The sequence below is a fragment of the Pseudomonas sp. LBUM1657 genome (assembly GCF_059716075.1).
In genome coordinates, this window is record NZ_CP166799.1 from 600995 (window position 1) to 624466 (window position 23472).

General features: G+C 58.8%; 23 protein-coding genes. 11 read left to right on the forward strand and 12 right to left on the reverse strand.

What is annotated here, in order from left to right; translation table 11 throughout:
- Nucleotides 1-42: 42 nt before the first annotated feature.
- Entirely contained in the window at nucleotides 43-954 is a 912-nt protein-coding gene (locus ACA055_RS02715; RefSeq protein WP_497682247.1) for a LysR family transcriptional regulator, read from the reverse strand.
- Nucleotides 955-1138: 184 nt separating this feature from the next.
- Here ACA055_RS02715 and amaB point away from each other — a divergent pair, with 184 nt between their 5' ends.
- From amaB to ACA055_RS02755, 8 genes are all read left to right on the forward strand, one after another.
- A complete protein-coding gene (gene amaB / locus ACA055_RS02720) occupies nucleotides 1139-2629 on the forward strand; it encodes an L-piperidine-6-carboxylate dehydrogenase (protein ID WP_497682248.1) in 1491 nt (496 codons plus the stop codon).
- A 156-nt stretch (nucleotides 2630-2785) separates the two neighbouring features.
- Nucleotides 2786-4069, forward strand: coding sequence for an L-pipecolate oxidase (amaA, locus tag ACA055_RS02725; RefSeq protein ID WP_497682249.1), 1284 nt, complete (start codon nucleotides 2786-2788; stop codon nucleotides 4067-4069).
- Nucleotides 4070-4432: 363 nt separating this feature from the next.
- Entirely contained in the window at nucleotides 4433-5566 is a 1134-nt protein-coding gene (locus ACA055_RS02730) for a branched-chain amino acid ABC transporter substrate-binding protein (RefSeq protein ID WP_497682250.1), read from the forward strand.
- A gap of 170 nt (nucleotides 5567-5736) precedes the next feature.
- Complete coding sequence (locus tag ACA055_RS02735) at nucleotides 5737-6651, forward strand: ABC transporter permease subunit (protein ID WP_283182734.1); 915 nt, start codon at nucleotides 5737-5739, stop codon at nucleotides 6649-6651.
- Nucleotides 6652-6654: 3 nt separating this feature from the next.
- Nucleotides 6655-7938 carry a high-affinity branched-chain amino acid ABC transporter permease LivM gene (gene livM / locus ACA055_RS02740; RefSeq protein WP_497682251.1) on the forward strand — a complete coding sequence of 428 codons (1284 nt, stop codon included), beginning with the start codon at nucleotides 6655-6657 and terminating at the stop codon, nucleotides 7936-7938.
- Nucleotides 7935-8810: an ABC transporter ATP-binding protein gene (locus ACA055_RS02745; protein WP_497682252.1), complete on the forward strand. Its 876-nt coding sequence runs from the start codon at nucleotides 7935-7937 to the stop codon at nucleotides 8808-8810. The genes livM and ACA055_RS02745 overlap by 4 nt, the downstream gene beginning before the upstream one ends.
- Complete coding sequence (locus ACA055_RS02750; protein WP_497682253.1) at nucleotides 8807-9523, forward strand: ABC transporter ATP-binding protein; 717 nt, start codon at nucleotides 8807-8809, stop codon at nucleotides 9521-9523. Before ACA055_RS02745 ends, ACA055_RS02750 begins: the two co-directional genes overlap by 4 nt.
- 828 nt (nucleotides 9524-10351) lie before the next feature.
- Nucleotides 10352-11122: an SDR family oxidoreductase gene (locus ACA055_RS02755; protein WP_497682254.1), complete on the forward strand. Its 771-nt coding sequence runs from the start codon at nucleotides 10352-10354 to the stop codon at nucleotides 11120-11122.
- Nucleotides 11123-11232: 110 nt separating this feature from the next.
- Here the strand turns inward: ACA055_RS02755 and ACA055_RS02760 are convergent, their stop codons facing one another.
- The 7 genes from ACA055_RS02760 to ACA055_RS02790 form a co-directional block, all read right to left on the reverse strand.
- Nucleotides 11233-12366 (reverse strand): AGE family epimerase/isomerase, encoded by a 1134-nt coding sequence (locus tag ACA055_RS02760; RefSeq protein WP_497682255.1) that lies wholly within the window; start codon nucleotides 12364-12366, stop codon nucleotides 11233-11235.
- Between the two features lie 182 nt (nucleotides 12367-12548).
- Nucleotides 12549-13121: a HupE/UreJ family protein gene (locus ACA055_RS02765; protein WP_497682256.1), complete on the reverse strand. Its 573-nt coding sequence runs from the start codon at nucleotides 13119-13121 to the stop codon at nucleotides 12549-12551.
- Nucleotides 13122-13156: 35 nt separating this feature from the next.
- Nucleotides 13157-13771, reverse strand: a complete 615-nt coding sequence (ureG, locus tag ACA055_RS02770) for an urease accessory protein UreG (RefSeq protein WP_307337797.1) — start codon at nucleotides 13769-13771, stop codon at nucleotides 13157-13159.
- Between the two features lie 23 nt (nucleotides 13772-13794).
- The gene (locus tag ACA055_RS02775) at nucleotides 13795-14469 is read right to left on the reverse strand and encodes an urease accessory protein UreF (protein ID WP_497682257.1); all 675 of its coding nucleotides are present in this window, start codon (nucleotides 14467-14469) and stop codon (nucleotides 13795-13797) included.
- A complete protein-coding gene (gene ureE, locus ACA055_RS02780) occupies nucleotides 14466-14966 on the reverse strand; it encodes an urease accessory protein UreE (RefSeq protein WP_497682258.1) in 501 nt (166 codons plus the stop codon). The genes ACA055_RS02775 and ureE overlap by 4 nt, the downstream gene beginning before the upstream one ends.
- Before the next feature lie 267 nt (nucleotides 14967-15233).
- Nucleotides 15234-15866, reverse strand: a complete 633-nt coding sequence (locus ACA055_RS02785) for a TetR family transcriptional regulator (RefSeq protein WP_497682259.1) — start codon at nucleotides 15864-15866, stop codon at nucleotides 15234-15236.
- A 173-nt stretch (nucleotides 15867-16039) separates the two neighbouring features.
- Nucleotides 16040-16510 carry a hypothetical protein gene (locus ACA055_RS02790; RefSeq protein WP_497682260.1) on the reverse strand — a complete coding sequence of 157 codons (471 nt, stop codon included), beginning with the start codon at nucleotides 16508-16510 and terminating at the stop codon, nucleotides 16040-16042.
- Nucleotides 16511-16896: 386 nt separating this feature from the next.
- Here ACA055_RS02790 and ACA055_RS02795 point away from each other — a divergent pair, with 386 nt between their 5' ends.
- On the forward strand, nucleotides 16897-18966 hold the full coding sequence (locus ACA055_RS02795) for an AsmA family protein (RefSeq protein WP_497682261.1): 2070 nt from the start codon (nucleotides 16897-16899) through the stop codon (nucleotides 18964-18966).
- A gap of 74 nt (nucleotides 18967-19040) precedes the next feature.
- Here ACA055_RS02795 and ACA055_RS02800 read toward each other — a convergent pair whose 3' ends face one another.
- From ACA055_RS02800 to ACA055_RS02815, 4 genes are all read right to left on the reverse strand, one after another.
- On the reverse strand, nucleotides 19041-19748 hold the full coding sequence (locus tag ACA055_RS02800) for a hypothetical protein (protein ID WP_497682262.1): 708 nt from the start codon (nucleotides 19746-19748) through the stop codon (nucleotides 19041-19043).
- Nucleotides 19749-19836: 88 nt separating this feature from the next.
- Nucleotides 19837-20607 (reverse strand): hypothetical protein, encoded by a 771-nt coding sequence (locus ACA055_RS02805; RefSeq protein WP_497682263.1) that lies wholly within the window; start codon nucleotides 20605-20607, stop codon nucleotides 19837-19839.
- Between the two features lie 170 nt (nucleotides 20608-20777).
- Nucleotides 20778-21308 (reverse strand): ferritin-like domain-containing protein, encoded by a 531-nt coding sequence (locus ACA055_RS02810; RefSeq protein WP_497682264.1) that lies wholly within the window; start codon nucleotides 21306-21308, stop codon nucleotides 20778-20780.
- 123 nt (nucleotides 21309-21431) lie between these two features.
- Nucleotides 21432-22376, reverse strand: coding sequence for a LysR substrate-binding domain-containing protein (locus tag ACA055_RS02815; protein ID WP_497682265.1), 945 nt, complete (start codon nucleotides 22374-22376; stop codon nucleotides 21432-21434).
- Nucleotides 22377-22486: 110 nt separating this feature from the next.
- Here ACA055_RS02815 and ACA055_RS02820 point away from each other — a divergent pair, with 110 nt between their 5' ends.
- On the forward strand, nucleotides 22487-23125 hold the full coding sequence (locus ACA055_RS02820) for an FMN-dependent NADH-azoreductase (protein ID WP_497682266.1): 639 nt from the start codon (nucleotides 22487-22489) through the stop codon (nucleotides 23123-23125).
- Nucleotides 23126-23431, forward strand: a complete 306-nt coding sequence (locus ACA055_RS02825; protein WP_497682267.1) for a DMT family transporter — start codon at nucleotides 23126-23128, stop codon at nucleotides 23429-23431. It abuts the gene before it with no gap.
- Nucleotides 23432-23472: the final 41 nt, after the last annotated feature.

Sequence of the window (23472 nt, forward strand, 5' to 3'; positions counted from 1 at the left end):
TGCCAGCGTTTTTTTAGACCACCACAGGTACGGAGTGCATCTCTAAATAGGTGACATGACCGGGCTATCAATCTGCTCCAGCATCCACTTCACAAAATCCCGAACCTTGGGCACTTCTGCCGAATGTTCCGGATACGCGAGGTAATAGGCGTCACTGCTGGGCATTGCATGCTGCCAGGGAATGACCAGTTTGCCGTCGGCCAGTTCCTCTTCCACCAAAAACCGTGGCAACAGCGCCACGCCGCAACCGACTTGCGCCGCGCGAATGCACATGTAAAAGGTTTCAAAACGTGGGCCGTGGTAGCTGTGCTCGGTGTGGTAACCCTGGCTGTCGAACCAGTCGTGCCAGGCCTGGGGCCGGGAGGCGTTTTGCAGCAGGACCAGGTCGGTAAGTTGCGTAGGATCGGTGAAGGGCGTGTCCGGCAGGCTGCCCGGCGCGCAGACCGGCACCAACTCTTCGCCGAACAGTTTCAGGCATTCAGTGCCGGGCCGTGAGCCCTGGCCAAAATAGAACGCCAGGTCGCTGCGACCTTGCAGCAGATCGTCAGCCTCCTGCTCGCTGCACAGGTCCAGATGAATCGACGGGTGACGCAGGCGCCAGCCTTTCAAGCGTGGGACCAGCCAACGGGCGCCGAAAGTCGGAGGTGTTGAAACCCGCAAAACTTCGGTCTCACCGCCGTAGGAGCGCAGGTAGTGGGTCGACATCTCGACCTGCGTGAGGATTTTTCGTACTTCCACCAGGTACAAATCACCGGCTGGGGTCATTTGCAGGCGTCGGCGCACCCGGCGGAACAGCAGGTGCTGCAACAGCTCTTCGAGTTGCGCGACCTGTTTGCTGACGGCGCTCTGGGTCAGGTTCAACTCTTCAGCGGCCCGGGTGAAGCTCAAATGCCGGGTCACGGCCTCGAAACACTGCAACGCGGTGATCGACGGCAAGTAGCGTTTATTCAGCATGGGTGGTCCTTTTTCTTGTTTCTCTATGCTTTTTTTTACCGGCAGATTCGCAGCATGAATAAACGGAATGATATCTCTCTTAAAGGTCGTTTGTTGGGTAACCTCAGTGGCGCTAAAACTAGAGGTCTGATCAGCCGAGTTCATCCGGCTGCACGTTTTCTGTTTTTTGCTTGAGGAGTGACCCATGGTTGCCGCATTGCTTGATCGTCTTGGTGTGAACCCGGCCCTGTACCAGAACGGCAAAGTGCCGGTGCATTCGCCGATCGATGGCAGCCAGATTGCCGCTGTGAACTGGGAAGGCGCCGCTGAAGTCGAGCAGCACATCAGTCGCGCAGATCATGCGTTCGAATTGTGGCGCAAGGTCCCGGCACCACGCCGAGGCGAGCTGGTGCGCCAACTGGGTGACATCCTGCGCGAATACAAGGCCGACCTCGGCGAACTGGTTTCCTGGGAAGCCGGCAAGATCACTCAGGAAGGTCTGGGCGAAGTTCAGGAAATGATCGACATCTGCGACTTCGCCGTCGGTTTGTCCCGTCAGTTGTACGGTTTGACCATCGCTTCCGAGCGTCCTGGCCACCACATGCGCGAAACCTGGCATCCGCTGGGTGTCGTCGGCGTGATCAGCGCGTTCAACTTCCCGGTCGCGGTCTGGGCCTGGAACACCACGCTGGCGCTGGTCTGCGGCAACCCGGTGATCTGGAAACCTTCCGAGAAAACCCCGCTGACCGCCCTGGCCTGCCAGGCACTGTTCGACCGCGTGCTGAAGAACTTCAGCGATGCGCCGCCGCACCTGAGCCAGGTCATCATCGGTGGCCGCGATGCCGGCGAAGCCCTGGTCGATGACCCGCGTGTCGCCCTGATCAGCGCCACCGGCAGCACCCGCATGGGCCGCGAAGTGGCGCCGAAAATCGCCGCGCGCTTTGCTCGCAGCATTCTTGAACTGGGCGGAAACAACGCCATGATCCTCGGCCCAAGCGCCGACCTGGACATGGCCGTTCGCGCAATCCTGTTCAGCGCCGTCGGCACCGCCGGTCAGCGTTGCACCACCTTGCGCCGTCTGATTGCCCATGAATCGGTGAAGGAAGAAATCGTCACCCGACTCAAGGCTGCCTATTCCAAGGTCCGCATCGGAAACCCGCTCGAGGGCAACCTGATCGGTCCGCTGATCGACAAACACAGCTTCGAAAACATGCAGGACGCGCTGGAACAGGCCCTGAGCGAAGGCGGCCGGGTGTTTGGCGGCAAGCGTCAACTGGAAGACAAATACCCGAACGCTTACTACGTCTCGCCGGCCATCGTCGAAATGCCGGAGCAGAGCGACGTGGTCCGCGATGAAACCTTTGCGCCAATCTTGTACGTGGTCGGTTACAAGGATTTCGACGAAGCGCTGCGTCTGAACAACTCGGTGCCACAAGGCCTGTCCTCGTGCATCTTCACCACGGACGTGCGTGAAGCTGAACAATTCATGTCGGCAGTGGGCAGCGACTGCGGCATCGCCAACGTCAACATCGGCCCGAGCGGCGCAGAAATCGGTGGTGCGTTTGGCGGTGAGAAAGAGACGGGCGGTGGTCGTGAGTCCGGCTCCGATGCATGGCGCGGGTACATGCGCCGTCAGACCAACACCGTGAACTACTCGCTGGAGTTGCCGTTGGCTCAAGGGATTACATTCGACTAAATCTCGAATCAAGCAATGATCCCCTGTGGGAGCGGGCTTGCTCGCGAATGCAATCTGTCAGTCGACATTGATGTTGTCTGACACGCCGCTTTCGCGAGCAAGCCCGCTCCCACATTGGAAACTGTGTGTTGGTTAGGTTTCTGTTGGAGTCTGGCAATGCCGTTACGCGAAGAGTGTCTGTGGGAAAAACTGACGCCGCAAAGGCCCGACAACGCCGCGCTCAAGGGCGAGGTCAAGGCTGATGTCTGCGTCATCGGCGCCGGTTTCACCGGTCTGTCGGCGGCGGTGCATCTGCTGGAGCAGGGCAAAAGCGTTTGTGTGCTGGAAGCCCATCGCGCCGGTCATGGCGGATCGGGGCGCAACGTCGGGCTGGTCAATGCCGGCATGTGGATTCCACCGGACGAGATCGAAGCCGGTTTCGGCGAGGCGGTCGGCAGTCAGCTCAATCGTATGCTCGGAGCGGCGCCGTCCCTGGTGTTCAGCCTGGTCGACAAATACAACATCGATTGCCAGTTGCGCCGCGAAGGCACGCTGCACATGGCGCACAACGCCCGTGGCGAAGCGGACTTGCGCAGTCGTGAAGCACAATGGAAGCGTCGCGGCGCGCCGGTTGAACTGTTGACCGGTCAAGCCTGCGAACAAGCAACGGGCACTAAAAAGATTGCCGCCGCGCTGCTCGATCGGCGTGCTGGCACCCTCAACCCGATGGCTTACACGACGGGGCTGGCGAAAGCGGCCATCAGCCTTGGCGGTCAGTTGTTCGATCATTCCCCGGTGACCCGACTCGAACGTCAGGGCCAGCGCTGGTCAGTGCAAACGGCGGAAGGTTCGGTTTTGGCCGAGCAAGTGGTGATTGCTTCCAACGCTTACACCGAAGGCGACTGGACCGAGTTGCGGCGCAATTTCTTCCCCGGTTATTACTACCAAGTGGCGTCGGTGCCGCTGACTGAAGAGGCTGCCCAGCAAATCCTGCCGGGCGGCCAGGGTTCCTGGGACACCCGCCAGGTCCTGAGCAGCATTCGTCGGGACAAGGACGGGCGCCTGCTGCTCGGCAGTCTGGGTAATGGCAATCAGAAGCCGACCTGGTTCCTCAAAGCCTGGGCTGATCGGGTTCAGCAGCACTATTTCCCTTATTTGAAACCGGTGGAATGGGAGTGCACCTGGACCGGTCGCATCGCTTTCACGCCCGATCATTTGATGCGCCTGTTCGAGCCGGCGCCCGGTTTAGTGGCAGTCACGGGTTATAACGGTCGTGGCGTAACTACTGGCACTGTAGTCGGCAAAGCCTTTGCCGATTACTTGTGTAATGGAAATCCGCAAGCGTTGCCGATTCCTTTCGCACCCATGCAGCCACTGGCGGGTGCAGGATTGCGCAGCTGTTTGTATGAGGCGGGTTTTTCGCTGTATCACGCAGGCCAGTGCCTGCGGATCGTTATTTGATTGTTGAAATATGTTGCTGGAAGCGGCGCTTTTTCGCTTAGCAGCTAGCCTGTAATGGTGCGGGTTGTAGCAGTCCCGCACCAGCAGTGTGCACTTCGGTGACGCAGGTTGTTACAGGCTGGTTGCACGTCGTTTGGCGCCGCGGTTGCAATGATGGCGCATGCGGGTTGCGCCTTTAAAAATAAATGGTTTCACCTTCCGCGGTTTAGACGGTTGCACGCCCAATGAAAATGGGAACAAAACAGTCGAAATAACAATAAAGCAGCGACTTTTTTCAGAATAAAAAACCGATGGCACGGCCCTTGCTCTGAGCATTCAGAGAAGTAGCAGTGCCAACTAAAAAAAACCTTGGAGCACCACCTCATGTCCCAGACGTTTTACAAGAAAGGCTTTCTGGCCCTCGCAGTGGCAGCTGCGTTGGGTGTTTCTGCGTTTGCACAGGCTGATGTGAAAATCGGTGTGGCGGGCCCGATGACAGGCGCCAACGCGGCATTTGGCGAGCAGTACATGAAGGGTGCACAGGCAGCGGCCGATGCGGTCAACGCAGCGGGCGGCGTAAACGGGGAGAAAATCTTACTGGTCAAGGGCGATGACGCCTGCGAACCGAAACAGGCTGTGACGGTCGCCAAGGACCTGACCAACCAGAAAGTTGCCGGCGTGGTCGGTCACTTCTGCTCTTCCTCCACCATCCCGGCTTCCGAGATCTACGACGAAGCGGGCATTATTACGATCACTCCCGGTTCCACCAACCCACTAGTTACCGAACGTGGCCTGAGCGGCATGTTCCGTATGTGTGGGCGTGACGACCAGCAAGGCATCGTGGCCGGCGACTATATCGTCGACGTGCTCAAAGGCAAGAAAGTCGTGGTTCTGCACGACAAAGACACTTACGGGCAAGGTCTGGCGGACGCCACCAAGGCTCAACTGGTCAAGCGCGGCGTAACGCCGGTGCTGTACGAAGGCCTGACCCGCGGCGAGAAAGACTTCAGCACCATCGTTACCAAAATCCGCGGCGCTGGCGCCGACATCGTCTACTTCGGTGGCCTGCACCCGGAAGCCGGTCCTCTGGTTCGTCAACTGCGTGAGCAAGGCCTCAAAGACGTCAAGTTCATGTCCGATGACGGCATCGTGACCGACGAACTGGTGACCACCGCTGGCGGTCCGCAATTCGTTGACGGCGTGCTGATGACCTTCGGCGCCGACCCACGCCTGCTGCCAGACAGCAAGACCGTCGTGGACGAGTTCCGCAAGAAAGGCACCGAGCCTGAAGGCTACACCCTGTACGCCTACGCCTCGGTTCAGACCCTGGCGGCTGCTTTCAATGGCGCCAAATCCAACAAGGGTGAAGATGCTGCCGCGTGGTTGAAGAAGAACCCGGTCAAAACCGTCATGGGCGAGAAGACCTGGGACGCCAAGGGCGACCTGAAAGTCTCCGACTATGTGGTTTATCAGTGGGACAAGGACGGCAAATACCACCAGCTGGAAAAACAGAAGTGATATGAACGGCTGATTGCCCGGCGCCGTGTGCGCCGGGCAATCAAAGAACATGTCCGTGCAGTACCTGTCTTTTCTCGTAGAGCTGCACACAACCGGCTTGCGCCGGCGGCTGAACCCCGGTCCGTCGCACCCGGCTTCTGTGCAGTCTCTCAAATGCGTGAGATTGCGTTATGGATGGTATTTTCCTGCAGCAACTGGTCAACGGCCTGACCCTCGGGTCGGTCTATGGCCTGATCGCCATCGGCTACACAATGGTCTATGGCATCATCGGCATGATCAACTTCGCCCATGGCGAGGTTTACATGATCTCTGCTTACCTAGCGGCGATCAGTCTGGCTCTGCTGGCATACTTCGGTATTGAATCCTTCCCTCTGCTGATGCTTGGCACACTGATCTTCACCATCATCGTCACAGCGGTGTATGGCTGGGTCATCGAGCGTGTGGCTTATAAACCCCTGCGTAACTCCACCCGACTGGCACCGCTGATCAGCGCCATCGGTATTTCGCTGATCCTGCAAAACTATGCACAGATCGCCCAGGGCGCGAAGCAACAAGGGGTTCCTACCTTGCTGACGGGTGCCTGGCGCGTTGAAATCGGTACAGGTTTTGTGCAGTTGACCTACACCAAGATCTTCATTCTGGTCGCAGCGTTTGCCGGGATGGCCCTGCTGACCTACGTCATCAAGTACACCAAGCTCGGCCGCATGTGCCGCGCCACACAGCAAGATCGCAAGATGGCCTCGATTTTGGGGATCAACACCGATCGGGTGATTTCCTATGTGTTCATCATCGGTGCAGCGATGGCGGCCCTGGCCGGCGTGCTGATCACCATGAACTACGGCACATTCGACTTCTATGCCGGCTTCATCATCGGGATCAAGGCGTTCACCGCGGCGGTACTCGGCGGGATCGGCTCTCTACCTGGCGCCATGCTCGGCGGGATCATCCTCGGGATTTCCGAATCGCTGTTCTCCGGTCTGGTGAACTCGGACTACAAAGACGTTTTCAGCTTCTCGCTGCTTGTTCTCGTTCTGGTCTTTCGGCCCCAAGGCCTGCTCGGCCGTCCTCTTGTGTCGAAGGTGTAAGCGATGTCTTCAACCACTAAAAAAACCATTGATCTTAAAAGAAGCCTGGTTGACGCGATTCTCGCCGGCCTTGTCGCCCTGATTGTGTTCGGCCCGATTGTCGGCGTGGTCCTCGACGGCTACGGCTTCAACCTGGAAACGACCCGTGTGGCGTGGATTGTCGCCATCGTCATGGCTGGCCGCTTTGCCCTGAGCCTGTTCCTGCAAACCCCCAAGGGCCTGAGAATTCTCGAAGGCTTTGAAAGCACCGGCTCCGGGGTTCATGTACTGCCGCCTGATTACAAAACCCGGTTGCGCTGGATCATTCCAATATTGATCGTCGTCGCTGTGGTGTTCCCGTTTTTCTCCAACTCCTACCTGCTGGGCGTGGTCATCCTCGGGCTGATCTACGTGCTGCTGGGCCTGGGCCTGAACATTGTGGTCGGTCTGGCGGGCCTGCTCGACCTGGGTTACGTGGCGTTCTACGCCATCGGTGCCTATGGACTGGCGCTCGGTTACCAATACCTCGGCCTGGGCTTCTGGACGGTGTTGCCGCTGGCGGCGATCACCGCGGGCCTTGCCGGTTGCATTCTCGGTTTCCCGGTGCTGCGACTGCATGGCGACTACCTGGCGATCGTGACCCTGGGTTTCGGTGAAATCATCCGCTTGATCCTCAACAACTGGCTGTCCCTGACTGGCGGCCCGAATGGCATGGCGGCTCCGTTGCCGACCTTCTTCGGCCTCGAGTTCGGCAAACGCGCGAAAGAGGGTGGTGTTCCGTTCCATGAGTTTTTCGGTATCGCCTATAACCCGGACGTGAAGTACTACTTCATCTACGCGGTGTTGTTCCTGGTGGTGTTGGCCGTGTTGTACGTCAAGCACCGCTTGACCCGCATGCCGGTCGGTCGCGCCTGGGAAGCCTTGCGTGAAGACGAAATCGCCTGCCGCTCCATGGGCCTGAACCACGTACTGGTCAAGCTCTCGGCGTTCACCATCGGTGCATCGACGGCTGGTCTGGCCGGCGTGTTCTTCGCGACCTATCAGGGTTTCGTCAACCCGACCTCGTTTACCTTTTTCGAATCGGCCCTGATCCTCGCCATCGTGGTACTCGGCGGCATGGGCTCGACCATCGGTGTGGTGATTGCGGCCTTCGTGCTGACCGTTGCCCCGGAACTGCTGCGTGGCTTCGCTGAATACCGCGTGCTGCTGTTCGGCATCCTGATGGTGTTGATGATGATCTGGCGACCGCGCGGCCTGATTCGGATCAGCCGTACCGGTGTGACCCCGCGTAAAGGAGTAGCGCCATGAGCGAAGTCGTACTCTCGGTCGAGAAGCTGATGATGCACTTCGGCGGCATCAAGGCGCTGAGTGATGTCAGCCTGAAGGTGCACCGCAACTCGATCTTCGCCCTGATCGGCCCCAACGGCGCCGGCAAGACCACGGTGTTCAACTGCCTGACCGGGTTCTACAAGGCGTCCGGCGGCAAGATCGAGCTCAACATTCGCGGCGAGGAAACCAACGTCATCAAGTTGCTGGGCGAATCGTTCAAACCGACCGATTTCGTCTCGCCGAAATCCTTTGCCAGTCGGCTGTTCTACAAAATGTTCGGTGGCACCCATCTGGTGAACCGTGCAGGCCTGGCGCGGACGTTCCAGAACATTCGCCTGTTCAGGGAAATGTCGGTGCTGGAAAACCTGCTGGTGGCCCAGCACATGTGGGTCAACCGCAGCCTGCTGTCCGGCATTCTCAACACCAAGGGTTACCGCAAGGCCGAAAGCGATGCGCTGGACCACGCGTTCTACTGGCTGGAAGTGGTGGATCTGGTGGATTGCGCCAACCGTCTGGCCGGTGAGCTGTCCTATGGTCAGCAACGCCGCCTGGAAATCGCCCGGGCCATGTGCACCCGTCCGCAGATCATTTGCCTCGACGAACCGGCCGCCGGCCTCAACCCTCAGGAAACCGAAGCGCTGAGCGCGATGATCCGGCTGCTGCGCGACGAGCACGATCTGACCGTGGTGCTGATCGAACACGACATGGGCATGGTAATGAGCATTTCCGACCACATCGTGGTGCTGGACCACGGCATCGTCATTGCCGAGGGCGGCCCTGACGCGATTCGTAACGATCCGAAAGTGATTGCAGCGTATCTGGGCGCTGATGAAGAGGAAGTGGCGCTATGAGTCAACCCATCCTCGAACTCAAGGAACTGGACGTGTTTTACGGGCCGATCCAGGCCCTGAAGAAAGTCTCGCTGCAGATCAACGAAGGGGAAACCGTCAGCCTGATCGGCTCCAACGGCGCCGGCAAGTCGACCCTGCTGATGTCGATCTTCGGTCAGCCGCGTGCGGCGGACGGGCAGATCATCTATCAGGGCGTGGACATCACCCACAAGTCGTCCCACTACATCGCGTCCCACGGCATCGCTCAATCGCCGGAAGGCCGGCGGGTGTTCCCCGACATGACCGTCGAGGAAAACCTGCTGATGGGCACCATTCCTATCGGTGACAAGTACGCCAAGGAAGACATGCAACGCATGTTCGAGTTGTTCCCGCGACTCGAAGAGCGGCGCACCCAGCGTGCCATGACCATGTCCGGCGGCGAGCAGCAAATGCTCGCCATCGCGCGAGCGTTGATGAGCCGGCCGAAACTGCTGCTGCTCGATGAGCCGAGCCTGGGGCTGGCACCGATTGTGGTGAAACAGATCTTCGCGACCCTGCGGGAACTGGCCAAGACCGGTATGACCATCTTCCTGGTAGAGCAGAACGCCAACCACGCCTTGAAGCTGTCGGATCGTGCGTATGTGATGGTCAACGGCGAGATCCGCCTCACGGGCACCGGCAAGGAGCTTCTGGTCAACGAAGAGGTGCGCAACGCTTACCTCGGCGGCCACTGAGTTCTGCGCTGTAGTCATCAGCCTCGGCGAGCAATCGCCGGGGTTTTTTTTATCTCGAATACACCGCCAACCCCTGTGGGAGCGGGCTTGCTCGCGAAGACGGCGTTCCAGTCACTTTGATGCTGAATGTGCCACCGCTTTCGCAAGCAAGCCTGCTCCCACAATGGTTGTGGTGAATTGTGGAAAACAATATTCACGACCTCTCAAAGCGCGACATAAAGCCGCTGCAAATAACTGTTTTGTCACGGTTTTGACTTGTCCCCGTTTGCTGTGGAGCTGGCTGTGAATAACGTGGGAGTAGCTGGCTGAAAGCCTTTGAATCCGTGGCTTGTAGCGTTGTGGTTGTTTTTTGATCAGCCTTTTTTGCTGGAGCTGACCCTCGCGTTGTCAACCTTTTTATTGGTGTCGAAAACCGGTGGGAACGGGCGGGGTCAGCCTGTGGATAAGTCTGTGGTTAAACTCTGGAAAGACTCGGCTGAGGGCCGTAGTTACTGGCTTGGCGCCATCGTCGGTTTAACCCTCAATCGTGCAAATTGCCTTGGGGCTACACAGCAGGGCTGTGAGGGTCAAGCAAAAAAATTTCCAAATTGCTCGCAAAGCCTTGTGGGCAGCGGCTTGCAGATTTTTCACTTGCCCCCGGAAACTGTGGACCGGCCTGTGGATAAGGTGCGTGTACATGGCTGCAAGCCACGGCGGGTATGGCGCTGTAAGGTTTGATCGTTTTTTGTACAGTGTGGACGGTGGTTGCCGCTATGGACGAGGCCGGGCATGCTGCCAGCTGATTTTCTATTCCAATGGCTGACCTTCAGCCGAAGCAAGGAGAACACGATGTCCAACACCCTGTTTATTACCGGCGCGACTTCCGGTTTCGGTGAAGCCTGCGCCCGTCGTTTTGCCGAGGCCGGCTGGAAACTGGTGCTGACAGGTCGTCGTGAAGAACGCCTCAACGCCCTGTGCGCCGAGTTGTCGAAGCAGACCGAGGTCCATGGCCTGGTGCTCGACGTGCGTGATCGCAAGGCCATGGAGGAGGCGATTGCCAGCCTGCCGCCGTCCTTCGCCAAACTGCGCGGGCTGATCAACAACGCCGGCCTGGCCCTGGGCGTTGACCCGGCGCCGAAGTGCAATCTTGATGATTGGGACACCATGGTCGACACCAACATCAAAGGCTTGATGTACAGCACGCGTCTGCTGCTGCCGCGCCTGATCGCCCATGGCCGTGGCGCCGGCATCGTCAATCTCGGCTCCGTCGCTGGCAACTACCCTTACCCGGGCAGCCACGTGTATGGCGCGAGCAAGGCGTTCGTCAAACAGTTCTCCGTGAACCTGCGCTGCGACTTGCAAGGCACCGGCGTACGCGTCAGCAACATCGAGCCAGGCCTGTGTGAAAGCGAGTTCTCGCTGGTCCGTTTCGCCGGTGACCAGGAGCGTTACAACGCGACTTACGCCGGTGCTGAGCCGATCCAGCCGCAAGACATTGCCGACACGATTTTCTGGGTGCTCAATGCTCCGGCGCACATCAACATCAACAGCCTGGAATTGATGCCGGTGAGTCAGACCTGGAGCGGGTTTGCCATTGAGCGTAACGGTGGCAAGGCGTAGGACCGCGTTACCGTTCTTCGCGAGCAAGCCCGCTCCCACAATTGACCGCATTCTTCTGGAGGACTCGGTCAAAAGTGGGAGCGGGCTTGCTCGCGAAGGCGATCTATCAATCAACGAAGATATTCAGCCAGCCCGCGATAACACGTCGCCAAGTGATAAGGCGTGGTCGACGGCATATCCCGACGGCTCACTTCACCGTTCTCATCCCGACACTCATACCAGCCGCCGGTATGCAGAGAACGCTGCTGCAATGCCTGCAACTGGCGCAGTACCGATTCCTCGCTGTCCGGGCGCAAGGTCAGGGCGCGCAGATACTCGGCCTGAGCCCAAATACGTTGAGTGCCGTCCCGAGAGTGGCCGTCCGGTTCCAGATCGAGCATCGCCCGCACTGCGCCGGTCTGTTGATCGACGCCCAGTTGCTCGGTGAACGCAAAGGCACGCTCCAGGGACGCGTGGAGTGTCGAGCCGCGTAGCAGCGACGATGATTCCAGCAGGAAGTACCACTCGAACTGATGCCCCGGCTCAAACCAGTTATCCACAGCCCCCAGCGGCTTTTCCATCAACACGCCGTGTGGCGGATCGATAAAGCGCTTTTGCATGGCTGTGCATAACTCAACAAGTGCGCGTTGCACGGCGATGTCTTCGCGTACCGACAGCGTGGCGAGGAAGGCTTCGGCCAAGTGCATCAGAGGGTTCTGCAACGGCCCAGTGTTCAGGGATGACCAGTCACGGTCGAGGGTCGCTTCGTAGAGGCCGTCGCCTGTTGCGAAACGCTTTCCCACTACTTCCAGTGCAGCGTTGAGCACCGATTCCACCGCGGGTTCGCGGACTTTGTCCCAGTAATGGGCGCAGGCGAACAGGATGAAGGCGTGGGTGTAGAGGTCTTTGCGCTGATCCAGCGGAGCGCCCTGCGGATCGATGCTGTAGAACCAGCCGCCATGCTCGGCGTCGTGGAAATGCTGCTGCAAGGAGTGGAACAGCGCTGCGGCGCGCTCTTCGGCGGCCGGCACCTGGCCGATCAGGCTGGAAAACAGATACAGCTGCCGCGCGCAGGCCATGGCCCGATAGCGCTGTGGGGGCAGCGGTTGGTGCCCGGCGTCCAGCGCCTCATACGGCAGCGCCATCTCGGCATTCCAGCCGGGGCCCTGCCAGAGCGGCACGATCACGTCCTGGAAGTGCTGTTGCACCGAGGCAAACAGAGCGGTCAGTTCAGGCTGGGAGGCGGAGCGGGGAACATGCGGCATTGGCTGGCGTCGTCACGGCAGGGGCGATTGCGCGACATGGTAGCAGAGAGGCTGGCTGGAGAGATGCGGTGTCTGTCAGGCCGCCTTCGCGAGCAAGCCCGCTCCCACAATGGAACTGTGTACACAGGACAAATGTGGGGACGGGCTTGCTTGCGAAGAGTCCAGAACAGGCAACTGAAAAATCAGCCCGCCAACAACCAGACCCCAGTCGCCGCCGAAGCCGCACCGGCGAGTCGAATCAACGGTGCCGCTGCCTGAGGCAAGACACGCACCACCGCGTAACCCGCTGCGTGCAATATGGCCGTCGCCACCACAAACCCTGCCGCATACGCCCAAGGGCTCGACATGTCCGGCAGCTCCAAACCATGCGCCACGCCATGGAACAGTGCAAACAGCGCGGTCGCACCCACCGCCACGCTCAACGGCGGACGCACCGCCAGCGCCACCGCCAGACCCAGCGCCAACACCGACGCCGCAATCCCGCTTTCCAGCGCTGGCAAGTTCAGTCCTTCAAAACCCAGCAACCCGCCGAGCAGCATGGTGCCGACGAATGTGCACGGCAGCGCCCAACGCGCGGCGCCTTGCTGCTGCGCTGCCCACAAGCCGACGGCAACCATCGCCAGCAAGTGATCGAGACCGCCGATCGGGTGGCTGATGCCGGCGATCAAGCCGTTGTCGCCGTGGCCCGGGTGGGCGAAGGCGATGGCTGGGGTCAGCAGCAGGGCCATGGCGCCCAGAATGCGTTTAAGTGTCATGGATAAGCTTCCTTGTTGATAACAGTTGAGCGTAATCAGGCCGCGGTCAGCAGGCCCTGGCGTTCGATGAAGGCGATGATTTCTTCCAGGCCCAGGCCGGTTTTCTGGTTGCTGAAGACAAACGGTTTGCCGTTGCGCATGCGCTTGGTGTCGCTGTCCATCATCTCCAGCGAAGCGCCTACCAGCGGTGCGAGGTCGATCTTGTTGATCACCAGCAAGTCGGATTTGCAGATCCCCGGCCCTCCTTTGCGCGGCAGCTTGTCGCCGGCCGAGACGTCGATCACGTAGATGGTCAGGTCGGACAGTTCCGGGCTGAACGTCGCCGAAAGGTTGTCGCCACCAGACTCCACCAGAATCAGGTCCAGCCCAGGAAAGCGGCGGTTCAGTTGGTCCACGGCTTCGAGGTTGATCGAGGCATCTTCGCGGATCGCCGTGTGCGGGCAACCACCGGTTTCCACGCCGATGATCCGCTCCGGCGCCAGGGCTTCGTTGCGCACCAGAAAGTCGGCGTCTTCGCGGGTGTAGATGTCGTTGGTCACGACCGCCAGGTTGTAGCGGTCGCGCAGGGCCAGGCACAGGGCCAGGGTCAGTGCGGTTTTGCCGGAGCCGACCGGGCCGCCAATGCCGACGCGTAGAGGTTGTGTGTTCATGTGATTCTCCAAAATAACAGGCCCTAGGAACGGAACAGACGGCTGTACTGGCGCTCATGTGCCATGCACGCCAGGGACAGGCCGAAAGCGGTGCTGCCGTAGTGTTCGGGGTTGATTCGGGTGGCGTTCTGCTGGGCCTCTTGCAGCAGCGGCAGCAGTTCGCTGGTCAGGCGTTGCGCGGCTTGCTGGCCCAGTGGCAGGGTTTTCATCAGCACCGCCAATTGGTTTTCCAGCCAGCTCCAGAGCCAGGCGGCCAGGGCGTCTTGCGCGCTGATATTCCAGGCGCGAGCTGCCAGTGCCCAACCGAGGGCCAGGTGCGGTTCGGTACGTTGTTCAAGGAAGGCGCGGGCCGGTGCATCCAGCTCCGGCAAACCGTTGAGCAATTGCTGCAACGAGTAGCCCATCTGCCGACTTTCCTGATGCAGCTCGCGGGTTTCCCGGCTGGCGCGGTGTTCTTCACAGCGCTGCAATAGCTCACCCCAATTTTCCTCGGCGGCTGCCACGCAATGGGCAAGCAGCAGCGGCGCTTCGAAGCGCGCCAGGTTCAGCAGTAATTGATCGCTGATCCAGCGTCGCGCGCTATCGGGATCGTTGACGCGGCCGTTATCCACCGCCATTTCCAGGCCCTGGGAATAGCTGTAGCCGCCAATCGGCAATTGCGGACTGGCCAGACGCAGTAGCGCCCAGGCCGGGTTCATAAACGCACGCCGAACTGGTGCAGTTTCGGCGGGTAATTGAAATCTTCGTCGCCATGGCGCGAATGATGATGCCCGCCGCCGTAGGCGCCGTGTTCGGGCTGGAACGGGGCTTCGATGTTCTCGACCTTGGCGTCCAGCTGTTCGAGCATGGCTTTGAGTACATAGTCGTCGAGCAGGCGCAGCCAGCCATCACCCACTTGCAGGGCTACGTGGCGATTGCCCAGGTGATAGGCGGCGCGAGTCAGCTCGAAGGCATTGGCGCAGGTAACGTGCAGTAATTGTTCGGGGCGGGCGCAGACGCGGACGATGCGCCCGTCTTCGGCTTGCAGGCATTCGCCATCATGCAGCGGCGGTTGACCGCGCTCCAAAAACAACCCGACGTCTTCTTCCTCAGCACTGAAACAGCGCAAACGGCTTTTGCTCCGGGCTTCGAAGGTCAGGTGCAACTCGGCGGCCCAGACGGGTTGAGGGTCGATTCTGCGATGAATCACCAGCATCGGAAGGCTTCCAGCAATGGACGATAGTCAGGCTAGAGCAAGGGGCTTGCCAATCGGGTGATGCGTAGGAAATGCCCGTCAGAGGCGTAGGGCGAGGGGCAGGGCGTCGAGGATTTTGGGTGAAATTGGTGCGGGAGATTTTTGACTGCACCAAATTGAGGCGGCGCTTGTGGGGCGGGCTTGCTCGCGAAGGCGGAGTGTCATTCGACATCAATGTTGTCTGTCACACCGCCTTCGCGAGCAAGCCCGCTCCCACAGGGAATGTGTTTATTCAGTGCTGCCCAGCCCTTGCCAATGTTTGAGGCCGATAAAGATAAACCGCAGCTGCTGGGTGATCTTCGCCTGGGGCGTCAGATGTTCGGGCAGCGCCTCGGCCGGCGGGTCGATGATGTCCGGCAGGGTTGCGAACACGCTTTTAACGATCAAATCGGCCATGACGCTGAGGGCGGCAATGTCCAGGTGTTGCAGTTTTGGCATCAAGGACAAGTCGGCCGCCAGGTCCGAGCTGATGTCTTCGCGCAAACGGCCAATGGCCAGGCGCACCGGCAGCGAACCGCCGTACTGCTCGCGGGCCAGAAACAGGAACTGCGAGCGATTGGCCGTCACCACGTCGAGAAAGATCCGCACCGAGGCATCGATGATGCCGCCCATGACGAACTCGTTGTGGCGCACCAGGCGGATGGTTTCGCGGAAGGTCTGACCGACTTCGCTGACCAGCACCAGACCCAGCTCATCCATATCGGCGAAGTGTCGGTAGAAACCGGTGGGGACGATCCCGGCGGTCCTCGTGACTTCGCGCAGGCTCAGGCTGCCGAATCCTCGGCCGCATTCCATCAAATGGCGGGCAGCGTCCATCAGGGCGTTGCGGGTCTGTTGTTTCTGTTCGGCGCGGGGCAGCATCGCAAGGGTGTTTTCTGGACAGGGACAGCGACGCACTCTAGCAAATCGGCTTTGCCGGCGTCGAACGACTATCGGGGGATCACGCGAGGGAAGTGCAGTTTCTATAAAGTGAACAGCTATAAAGTCAAAAGCCCAATCCGTGGATTGGGCTTTTTTTCAGGGCCGCCATGGGCTTAGCTCAAAGCGCTGTTGCGTTCGATGACGCGGTCACCACCACCTTCAGCCAGGGTTTGACCTTGTGGAGTGCGATCGGAACCGTCAGCAGCCAGGGTTTGACCTTGTGGGGTGCGGTCGGAACCGTCAGCAGCCAGGGTTTGACCTTGTGGAGTGCGATCGGAACCGTCAGCAGCCAGGGTTTGACCTTGTGGGGTGCGGTCGGAACCGTCAGCGGCCAGGGTTTGACCTTGTGGAGTACGGTCCGAGCCATCTTGAGTGATCAGGCCTTTTTCTTTCAGGCGATCGTTACCGCCTTCAGCCAGGGTCTGGCCTTGTGGAGTGCGGTCGGAGCCATCAGCAGCGACGGTTTGGCTGAACACCGAGTGGCTCGATTTCACTTGCGGAGTGGCTTGATCAGCAGCCGGCAGGGCAAAAGCAGTGCTGGCCAGCATTGAGAGAGTAAGAGTAAGCAGTAATTCGCGTTTCATGATTGGGTGCTCCGTAGGAGGGCGATAAAGTGGGTACGAGGGCAATGCTACTCTCGATAAGTCGATATAAAAGTTCATAAACGCAATGGTAATAATCAACGGAATTGATTGTTCCGTGAAATGGCTCTAGAACGGGCGTTTCCGGCGAACGATTTCGCACCGGAGTGGGTATTTTCGACTCACTTGCGCCACGTAAAAGTGCGGGTGCGGTAACGCCAAATGGAGGGAGTGTCCGCGTCCGAACGGCTATTTGCGTCCGGATCGGTGTTTCGATTAAACCTGCGAGCCGTTTTTCAGTCGTAGATTCCATGGCAGGCCGGTTCTGGCCTAACGTTTCACACGTGCGTCGCGGTCCGGGCGCTCAGTCGTATCAGGAGCCCTGTGCAATGACGCGCACTCGTAAGATTTTTGCCTGGACCTTCGCCAGCCTTATCGTCCTGCTGGCCGTACTGGTTCTGGTCATCGTGTTCTTCGATTGGAACCGGATCAAACCGCCCCTCAATGCCAAAGTTTCCGAAGAGCTGCACCGTCCGTTTGCCATTAACGGCAACTTGGCGGTGGTCTGGCAGCGCGAGCTCGACGAGGGGGGCTGGCGCGCCTGGGTGCCGTGGCCGCATGTGGTGGCGGAGGACCTGACCCTGGGCAATCCGGACTGGTCGAAAAAACCGCAGATGGTCACCCTCAAGCGCGTCGAACTGCGCCTCTCGCCCCTGGCCTTGCTGGCGCAGCGGGTGGTGATTCCGCGCATCGACCTCACCGAACCCAATGCCGATCTGCAGCGCCTGGCCGACGGTCGCGCGAACTGGACCTTCACGTTCGATCCCAAGGACCCGGACGCCGAGCCTTCAAATTGGGTGGTGGACATCGGCGCCATCGGCTTCGACAAGGGGCACGTCACCCTCGACGACCAGAACCTGAAGACTCAGCTCGACCTGATCATCGACCCGCTGGGCAAACCGATTCCGTTCAGCGATATCGTTGGCGACAAGGCGGCAAAAACGGCGCAGGAGAAAGGCTCCGCGCCTATGGATTACGCGTTCGCCTTGAAGGTCAAAGGCCAATACCACGGCCAGAAACTCGCCGGCGAAGGCAAGATCGGCGGCCTGCTGGCGTTGCAGGACGCGGCCCGACCGTTTCCGCTCCAGGCTCAGGTCAAGATCGGAGACACCAGCGTCGAGCTGGCCGGCACCCTGACCGACCCGCTGAACCTCGGTGCGTTGGATTTGCGCCTGAAACTGGCCGGCAGCAGCCTGGGCAATCTGTATCCGTTGACCGGCGTGACCTTGCCGGACACCCCGCCGTATGCCACGGACGGTCATTTGATCGCCAAGCTGCATGAGGCGGACGGCGCGGTGTTCCGCTATGAAGAGTTCAACGGCAAGATTGGCGCGAGCGACATTCATGGCAGCCTGGCCTATGTCGCCAGTCAGCCACGGCCGAAACTGAGCGGCTCGCTGGTGTCCAATCAACTGTTGTTTGCCGACCTTGCGCCGTTGATCGGCGCTGACTCCAACGCCAAGCAAAAGGCCCGCGGTGGTGAAAGCAAGCAGCCAGCGGACAAGGTGCTGCCAGTCGAAGAGTTCAAGACCGAGCGCTGGCGCGATATGGACGCCGATGTCGAGTTCACCGGCAAGCGCATCGTCCACAGCGAAAAGCTGCCGTTCAACGATCTCTACACCCACCTGATACTCACTGACGGCGTACTCAGCCTTGAACCCCTGCGTTTCGGCGTGGCGGGCGGCAACCTGGATGCACAGATTCGCCTGAACGGTCGAACCGAGCCGTTGGAAGGCCGGGCGAAATTTACGGCGCGCAAGTTCAAGCTCAAGCAACTGTTCCCAACCTTTGAACCGATGAAAACCAGCTTCGGCGAACTCAACGGTGATGCCGACATCACCGGCCGTGGCAACTCGGTGGCCAAACTGCTGGGCAGCGCCAATGGCAATTTGAAGATGCTGATCAACGACGGCGCCATCAGTCGCGAACTGATGGAACTGGCCGGACTCAACGTCGGCAACTATGTAGTGGGCAAGATCTTTGGCGACAAGGAAGTGAAGATCAACTGCGCTGCGGCCGACTTCGACATCAAGACCGGCCTGGCGACCACGCGGCTGTTCGTTTTCGATACCGAGAACGCGATCATCTACATCGACGGCACAGCGAACATGGCGACTGAACAGCTGGACCTGACCATCACTCCGGAATCCAAGGGCTGGCGCTTGATCTCGTTGCGTTCGCCGCTGTATGTGCGGGGCAAGTTCATCAAGCCGGAGGCGGGGGTGAAAGCGGTACCGCTCATTCTGCGTGGCGCGGGAATGGTGGCGTTGGGTGTGATTGCCGCGCCAGCGGCGGGGTTGCTGGCACTGGTGGCGCCGAGCGGGGGCGAGCCGAATCAGTGTGCGCCGTTGCTGGAGCAGATGAAGGCTGGCAAGGCGCCCAAGGCTGTCAAAAACTGACTTGTGTCTGAACGCGTTTAATCGCTCCCGAAACGCAGGTTCGAGAGCGATTAACAATAGGTTTCATTAGTTTTTCAGTTCAAGCTGAGCGGTGCAGGGACCTGAAGCAAGTCGGTTTCGATTCTGCCGCCAAGTTTTTTGATAATCGAATCTCTGATCGGGGTGTATTGACGTTCATCCAGTGAGCTGCACAGCAATCGAATGTTGGTCTTTGCGTCGGCGATTGGTTTCAGCACAGGCTGATTCAGGATGTTGATATCAATCGCGTGGGTCGTTTCGAAGGAAATTTGCAGCGTGACGACGGTTTTGTCGGTGCGAACGATCGTCAATAAAACTGCGGTAGAGGCTGATGACTTCGTTGCTGGGATACTTTCACTGCGAGCGCTGGCAACAAAGACGTTGGCTTGAAGTTTTTCAATAATGGATCGGGTGACTAATGAGTCGAAAGGAAGCTTTTTCAGTCCCGAAATAACATCAGCGAGCGCTTGCTGCTCAGGGTATGGCAGGACGGCGCTGCCAACTTTTTTCACAATATTCAGAAGGCTGGTGGTGCCGAACTCACAACGCTGAAATTCTCGACTGTTAATGACCCACCCTATTTTTTTTATGGTGTCGACATGGCTTGACCATGATAACTCTCGATCATTGCCCTCCTTTGCGGCGACAAGTTGGCCGAGCAGGCTGGAATATAGAATGTCATTTTTGAAAGTGTTGGAATGAACGCCGCAAAAAATAGTTATGTTTCCGCTCACAAGATAAGTTTCAATCACTGGCTTTGTCATAATTGGCTCTGTGTAATATTTTTATGGAGAGGTTGAAATCGGCAAGCGTCTGCCGATTTTAAACTAGAGTCAAAAAATTGGGCGATTATTAAAAGTCAGGAAGGTCTTCGATGAACTGTTTTCCACTTTCGCTGAACTTGTTATACAGCACGCCACGTAAACCGGAAAAAACCTTGGCATCCAGATAAGTACGCACGGCGCCCGTTTTCACGGTGGTGGACTGTTTGGTGGATTTCCAGAACAGGATGCCACGCGTACTTTCCCGGGCATCCAGGGAAATGCAGTTAAGGATCATGTTCGGTTGCCCGCCGTTATCGACCCAGACCGGTGCGATGTCGAATTTGGCTTGTGTACCGATTTTTTTGTTGTGGTCAAAGATTTTGATAGCCGTTGGGCTGTTTTGCACTGCATCTACCGCCTGTTTCGCAATGTTTGCAAGTAGCAGTGCCTGATTGGTGCCGACCAAACTCGCTGCGATTTCCAGGGCAACCTGATCCATTGTCAGGCCAATTTTTTTGATAGTGACTTCTTGCATATGCCGATTTTGAGTCACCCAACCAAGTTTGGTCAGGCCATCAACATAGTATCGGTACCATTCGAACAATTGATCATCTGCGGGGAACAGTTTGGTTGCCGCATTTTGCATTACTAACTTGCAAAGATTGACATCGTCGATAATATGTTGCGAAACCCCTGGGAGGAACGCATCGATCGTGTCAGGCAATACACTTGCAGTCGGCTTGTTAATGTCATGGGGTGATGGGTTTTGGAAAAATCGAGGCCTGATAATTAGTTGGTCAGGTGCGTTGCTCAATGGCGTCAGGGAATCAATAAATTCGAGTCGTTCTTCTAGATGCACGGAAGTATTCCTTTACTTGGTTATTTGAACAACCTGTGGGTTGTGGTTGTTAGAATAAGTCCGTTCTGAAAAAAGTCTACTTGGGGTTTGTAACTTCAGGTTTGAGCGTTGTTTGGATTGGTAGTTAAAGCCTTATCGCGTATATGGCGCGATAAGGCTGTAGTTGATAGTTATAAGTCTTTCAGTATATCGGCCATGTCATCGGCATGCTCTTCTTCCTGGGCCAGGATGTCTTCGAAGATGCGCCGGGTGGTCGGGTCTTTTTCGCCGATGTACTGAATGATCTCGCGGTAGCTGTCGATGGCGATGCGCTCGGCGACCAGGTCTTCGTAGACCATCTCTTTGAGCGTATTACCCGCCACATACTGGGCGTGGGACATTTTCGACAGCAGATCAGGGTTGAACTCCGGCTCGCCGCCGAGTTGCACGATGCGTTCGGCCAGGCGGTCAGCGTGTTGGGCTTCCTGGGTCGCGTGCTCGAGGAACTCATCGGCGGCGACCTGGGCTTTAAGGCCGTTGGCCATGAAGTAGTGGCGCTTGTAGCGCAACACGCAGACCAGTTCGGTGGCCAGCGACTCGTTGAGCAGGCGCAGCACTTCTTCGCGGTCGGCACTGTAGCTTTCGGTCACCGCACCGTTCTCGACGTTCTTGCGGGCGCGTTCGCGAAGGGTGGTTACATCAGACAAATGCATGTCGCTCATCTCGATCTCCTGGAGGCTAATCCGGTTTGCGTCACCTTCTATGGAAGTGATCGTTACCTAAGGTGTGAGTGATGAGCGCAGCGAAAAGTTTTATGTGATTTGGCAATCGTAAAAGATCACAGCCTACGAACTTGTGGACGCCGTCAAAGGCTGCGGCCTGGGCAATAGACCGGACAACCGCGCTTCCTCTTGCAGCCACGCAAAAAACGCCCTGACCGGCGGATGGCGCTCGCGCCCCGGCACGCAAAGTGCGCTGTAGCCGGCGCCGTTGACCTGGACATCGCCCCGATACGCCACCAGCAAACCGCTGGCCACGCTTTCAGACACCAGAATATTGCTCGCCAGCACCAGGCCTTGCCCGGCGATCGCCGCTTGCAGAGCGTAATGCTCTTCGTCGTATTCGCGCACGGCGGGTTGCTTCGTCAGCCACATCTCGCCGGACTGCGCGCACCAGGCCTCCCAACCTTGGGCATACAGCTTGGAGTTGTTCCAGCGCACGCTGATCAGCGTCGGTGCGTGACGGGCGGCCAAAGCCACTTGCTCGGGCGAACCGTAGACGCCGAAGGATTCATCGAACAGACACAGGCCATACAGGTTCGGGTAGTCATCGAGGCTGTAGCGCAGCACCAGATCGACACTGGCGTCCTGATGCAAGTCGATGACCTCGCAATGGGTGTCGAGCCGCAGGCTGATGTTCGGATGTCGGGCATAGAAACGTCCCAGACGCGGCACCAGCCAGAGCGCAGCGAAGGCTGCGGTGGTGGAGATCGTCAGGCTCGCGCCGCTGCGTTGCGGGCGCAAGGTGTCGACGCTCTGCGCCACTTCCAGTAAGGCGCCGTGCAGGCTGCGGAACAGCCGCTCGCCGCACGCGGTGAGGCGAACTTGCCGTGGTAGTCGCTCGAACAGCGGCACACCGAGCCAGCTTTCCAGGGAGCGGATCTGGTGGGACACCGCCGTCGGGGTCACCGAGAGTTCTTCGGCGGCGGCCTTGAAACTCAGCAGGCGTGAGGCGGATTCAAAAGCGCGCAGGGCGGTCAGCGGCAGCGAGGCAAACATTGAACACTCCATGGATGAAATAAATTCATCCAGAATGATTTCTGCTCATTTGAAGAGGCGCAGCTACGAGCTTCAAGCTGCAAGCCACAAGCCGTTTGAGTTTAGTCCTTCAGGAGATTCAGATGAACAGAGTTCTTGTCATTCACGCCAGCCCCCGTGGCGACCGCTCTCACTCCCGGCGGCTGGCCGAGGTGTTTCTTTCGGCCTGGCAGGCGCGCAATCCACAATCCCAACTGACCCGTCGCGAAGTCGGTCGAGCGTTGATTCCGCCGGTCAACGAGGCGTTCGTCGCGGCGGCGTTTTATCTGGAGCCCGATGCCCGGCCGCTGTCGATGCAGGCCGACCTGGCGTTCAGCGATGAACTGGTGCGCGAGTTGCTCGGGCACGATTTGCTGGTGATCTCCACGCCGATGCACAACTTCAGCGTGCCCAGCGGACTCAAGGCCTGGATCGATCAGATCGTGCGGCTTGGCCTGACTTTCAATCACACCCTCGATAACGGTATTGCCCAGTATCAGCCGTTGGTGCGGGGCAAAAAGGCCCTGATCGTCACCAGTCGCGGCGGCTTTGGTTTCGGACCGGGCGGTGAACTGGAAGCCATGAACCATGCCGACCCGTTGCTGCGCACGGCGCTGGGGTTTATCGGCATCACTGACGTCACCGTGGTGGCGGCCGAGGGCGAAGAGTCGCAAGCGCGTACCTTCGAGGTCTCCGCTGCCGAGGCCGAACAGCGTTTATTGGCGCTGGCCAGGGAGTTCTAGGTGGCCTGGTTATTTTTGCTGATCGCCGCCGGGTTCGAAGTCACTTTCGCCATGGGCATGAAGTACGCCGAGGGTTTCACTCGGCTGTGGCCGTCGCTGATTACCGTGGTGGCGGCGGTGGGCGGGATTTACTTCCTGACCCTGGCCATGCGCGAGTTGCCGGTGAGCATCGCCTACCCGATCTGGGCCGCTATCGGTTCACTGGGCACGGTGTTTCTTGGCTTCGCCTTGCTGGGCGAAAGCCTGACCGCCGTCAAACTGGTGTCGGTCGGGCTGATCGTGGCGGGCGTGGTGGGGCTGAAGTAGGGCGGATGTCATAGACTGGTCGTCGAGTTGTCATCTTCGAT

Bases quoted from the DNA above. Each gene is read 5' to 3' on its own strand.
- ACA055_RS02715 (WP_497682247.1), bottom strand. From the start codon at position 954: ATGCTGAATAAACGCTACTTGCCGTCGATCACCGCGTTGCAGTGTTTC.
- amaB (WP_497682248.1), top strand. From the start codon at position 1,139: ATGGTTGCCGCATTGCTTGATCGTCTTGGTGTGAACCCGGCCCTGTAC.
- amaA (WP_497682249.1), top strand. From the start codon at position 2,786: ATGCCGTTACGCGAAGAGTGTCTGTGGGAAAAACTGACGCCGCAAAGG.
- ACA055_RS02730 (WP_497682250.1), top strand. From the start codon at position 4,433: ATGTCCCAGACGTTTTACAAGAAAGGCTTTCTGGCCCTCGCAGTGGCA.
- ACA055_RS02735 (WP_283182734.1), top strand. From the start codon at position 5,737: ATGGATGGTATTTTCCTGCAGCAACTGGTCAACGGCCTGACCCTCGGG.
- livM (WP_497682251.1), top strand. From the start codon at position 6,655: ATGTCTTCAACCACTAAAAAAACCATTGATCTTAAAAGAAGCCTGGTT.
- ACA055_RS02745 (WP_497682252.1), top strand. From the start codon at position 7,935: ATGAGCGAAGTCGTACTCTCGGTCGAGAAGCTGATGATGCACTTCGGC.
- ACA055_RS02750 (WP_497682253.1), top strand. From the start codon at position 8,807: ATGAGTCAACCCATCCTCGAACTCAAGGAACTGGACGTGTTTTACGGG.
- ACA055_RS02755 (WP_497682254.1), top strand. From the start codon at position 10,352: ATGTCCAACACCCTGTTTATTACCGGCGCGACTTCCGGTTTCGGTGAA.
- ACA055_RS02760 (WP_497682255.1), bottom strand. From the start codon at position 12,366: ATGCCGCATGTTCCCCGCTCCGCCTCCCAGCCTGAACTGACCGCTCTG.
- ACA055_RS02765 (WP_497682256.1), bottom strand. From the start codon at position 13,121: ATGACACTTAAACGCATTCTGGGCGCCATGGCCCTGCTGCTGACCCCA.
- ureG (WP_307337797.1), bottom strand. From the start codon at position 13,771: ATGAACACACAACCTCTACGCGTCGGCATTGGCGGCCCGGTCGGCTCC.
- ACA055_RS02775 (WP_497682257.1), bottom strand. From the start codon at position 14,469: ATGAACCCGGCCTGGGCGCTACTGCGTCTGGCCAGTCCGCAATTGCCG.
- ureE (WP_497682258.1), bottom strand. From the start codon at position 14,966: ATGCTGGTGATTCATCGCAGAATCGACCCTCAACCCGTCTGGGCCGCC.
- ACA055_RS02785 (WP_497682259.1), bottom strand. From the start codon at position 15,866: ATGCTGCCCCGCGCCGAACAGAAACAACAGACCCGCAACGCCCTGATG.
- ACA055_RS02790 (WP_497682260.1), bottom strand. From the start codon at position 16,510: ATGAAACGCGAATTACTGCTTACTCTTACTCTCTCAATGCTGGCCAGC.
- ACA055_RS02795 (WP_497682261.1), top strand. From the start codon at position 16,897: ATGACGCGCACTCGTAAGATTTTTGCCTGGACCTTCGCCAGCCTTATC.
- ACA055_RS02800 (WP_497682262.1), bottom strand. From the start codon at position 19,748: ATGACAAAGCCAGTGATTGAAACTTATCTTGTGAGCGGAAACATAACT.
- ACA055_RS02810 (WP_497682264.1), bottom strand. From the start codon at position 21,308: ATGAGCGACATGCATTTGTCTGATGTAACCACCCTTCGCGAACGCGCC.
- ACA055_RS02815 (WP_497682265.1), bottom strand. From the start codon at position 22,376: ATGGAGTGTTCAATGTTTGCCTCGCTGCCGCTGACCGCCCTGCGCGCT.
- ACA055_RS02820 (WP_497682266.1), top strand. From the start codon at position 22,487: ATGAACAGAGTTCTTGTCATTCACGCCAGCCCCCGTGGCGACCGCTCT.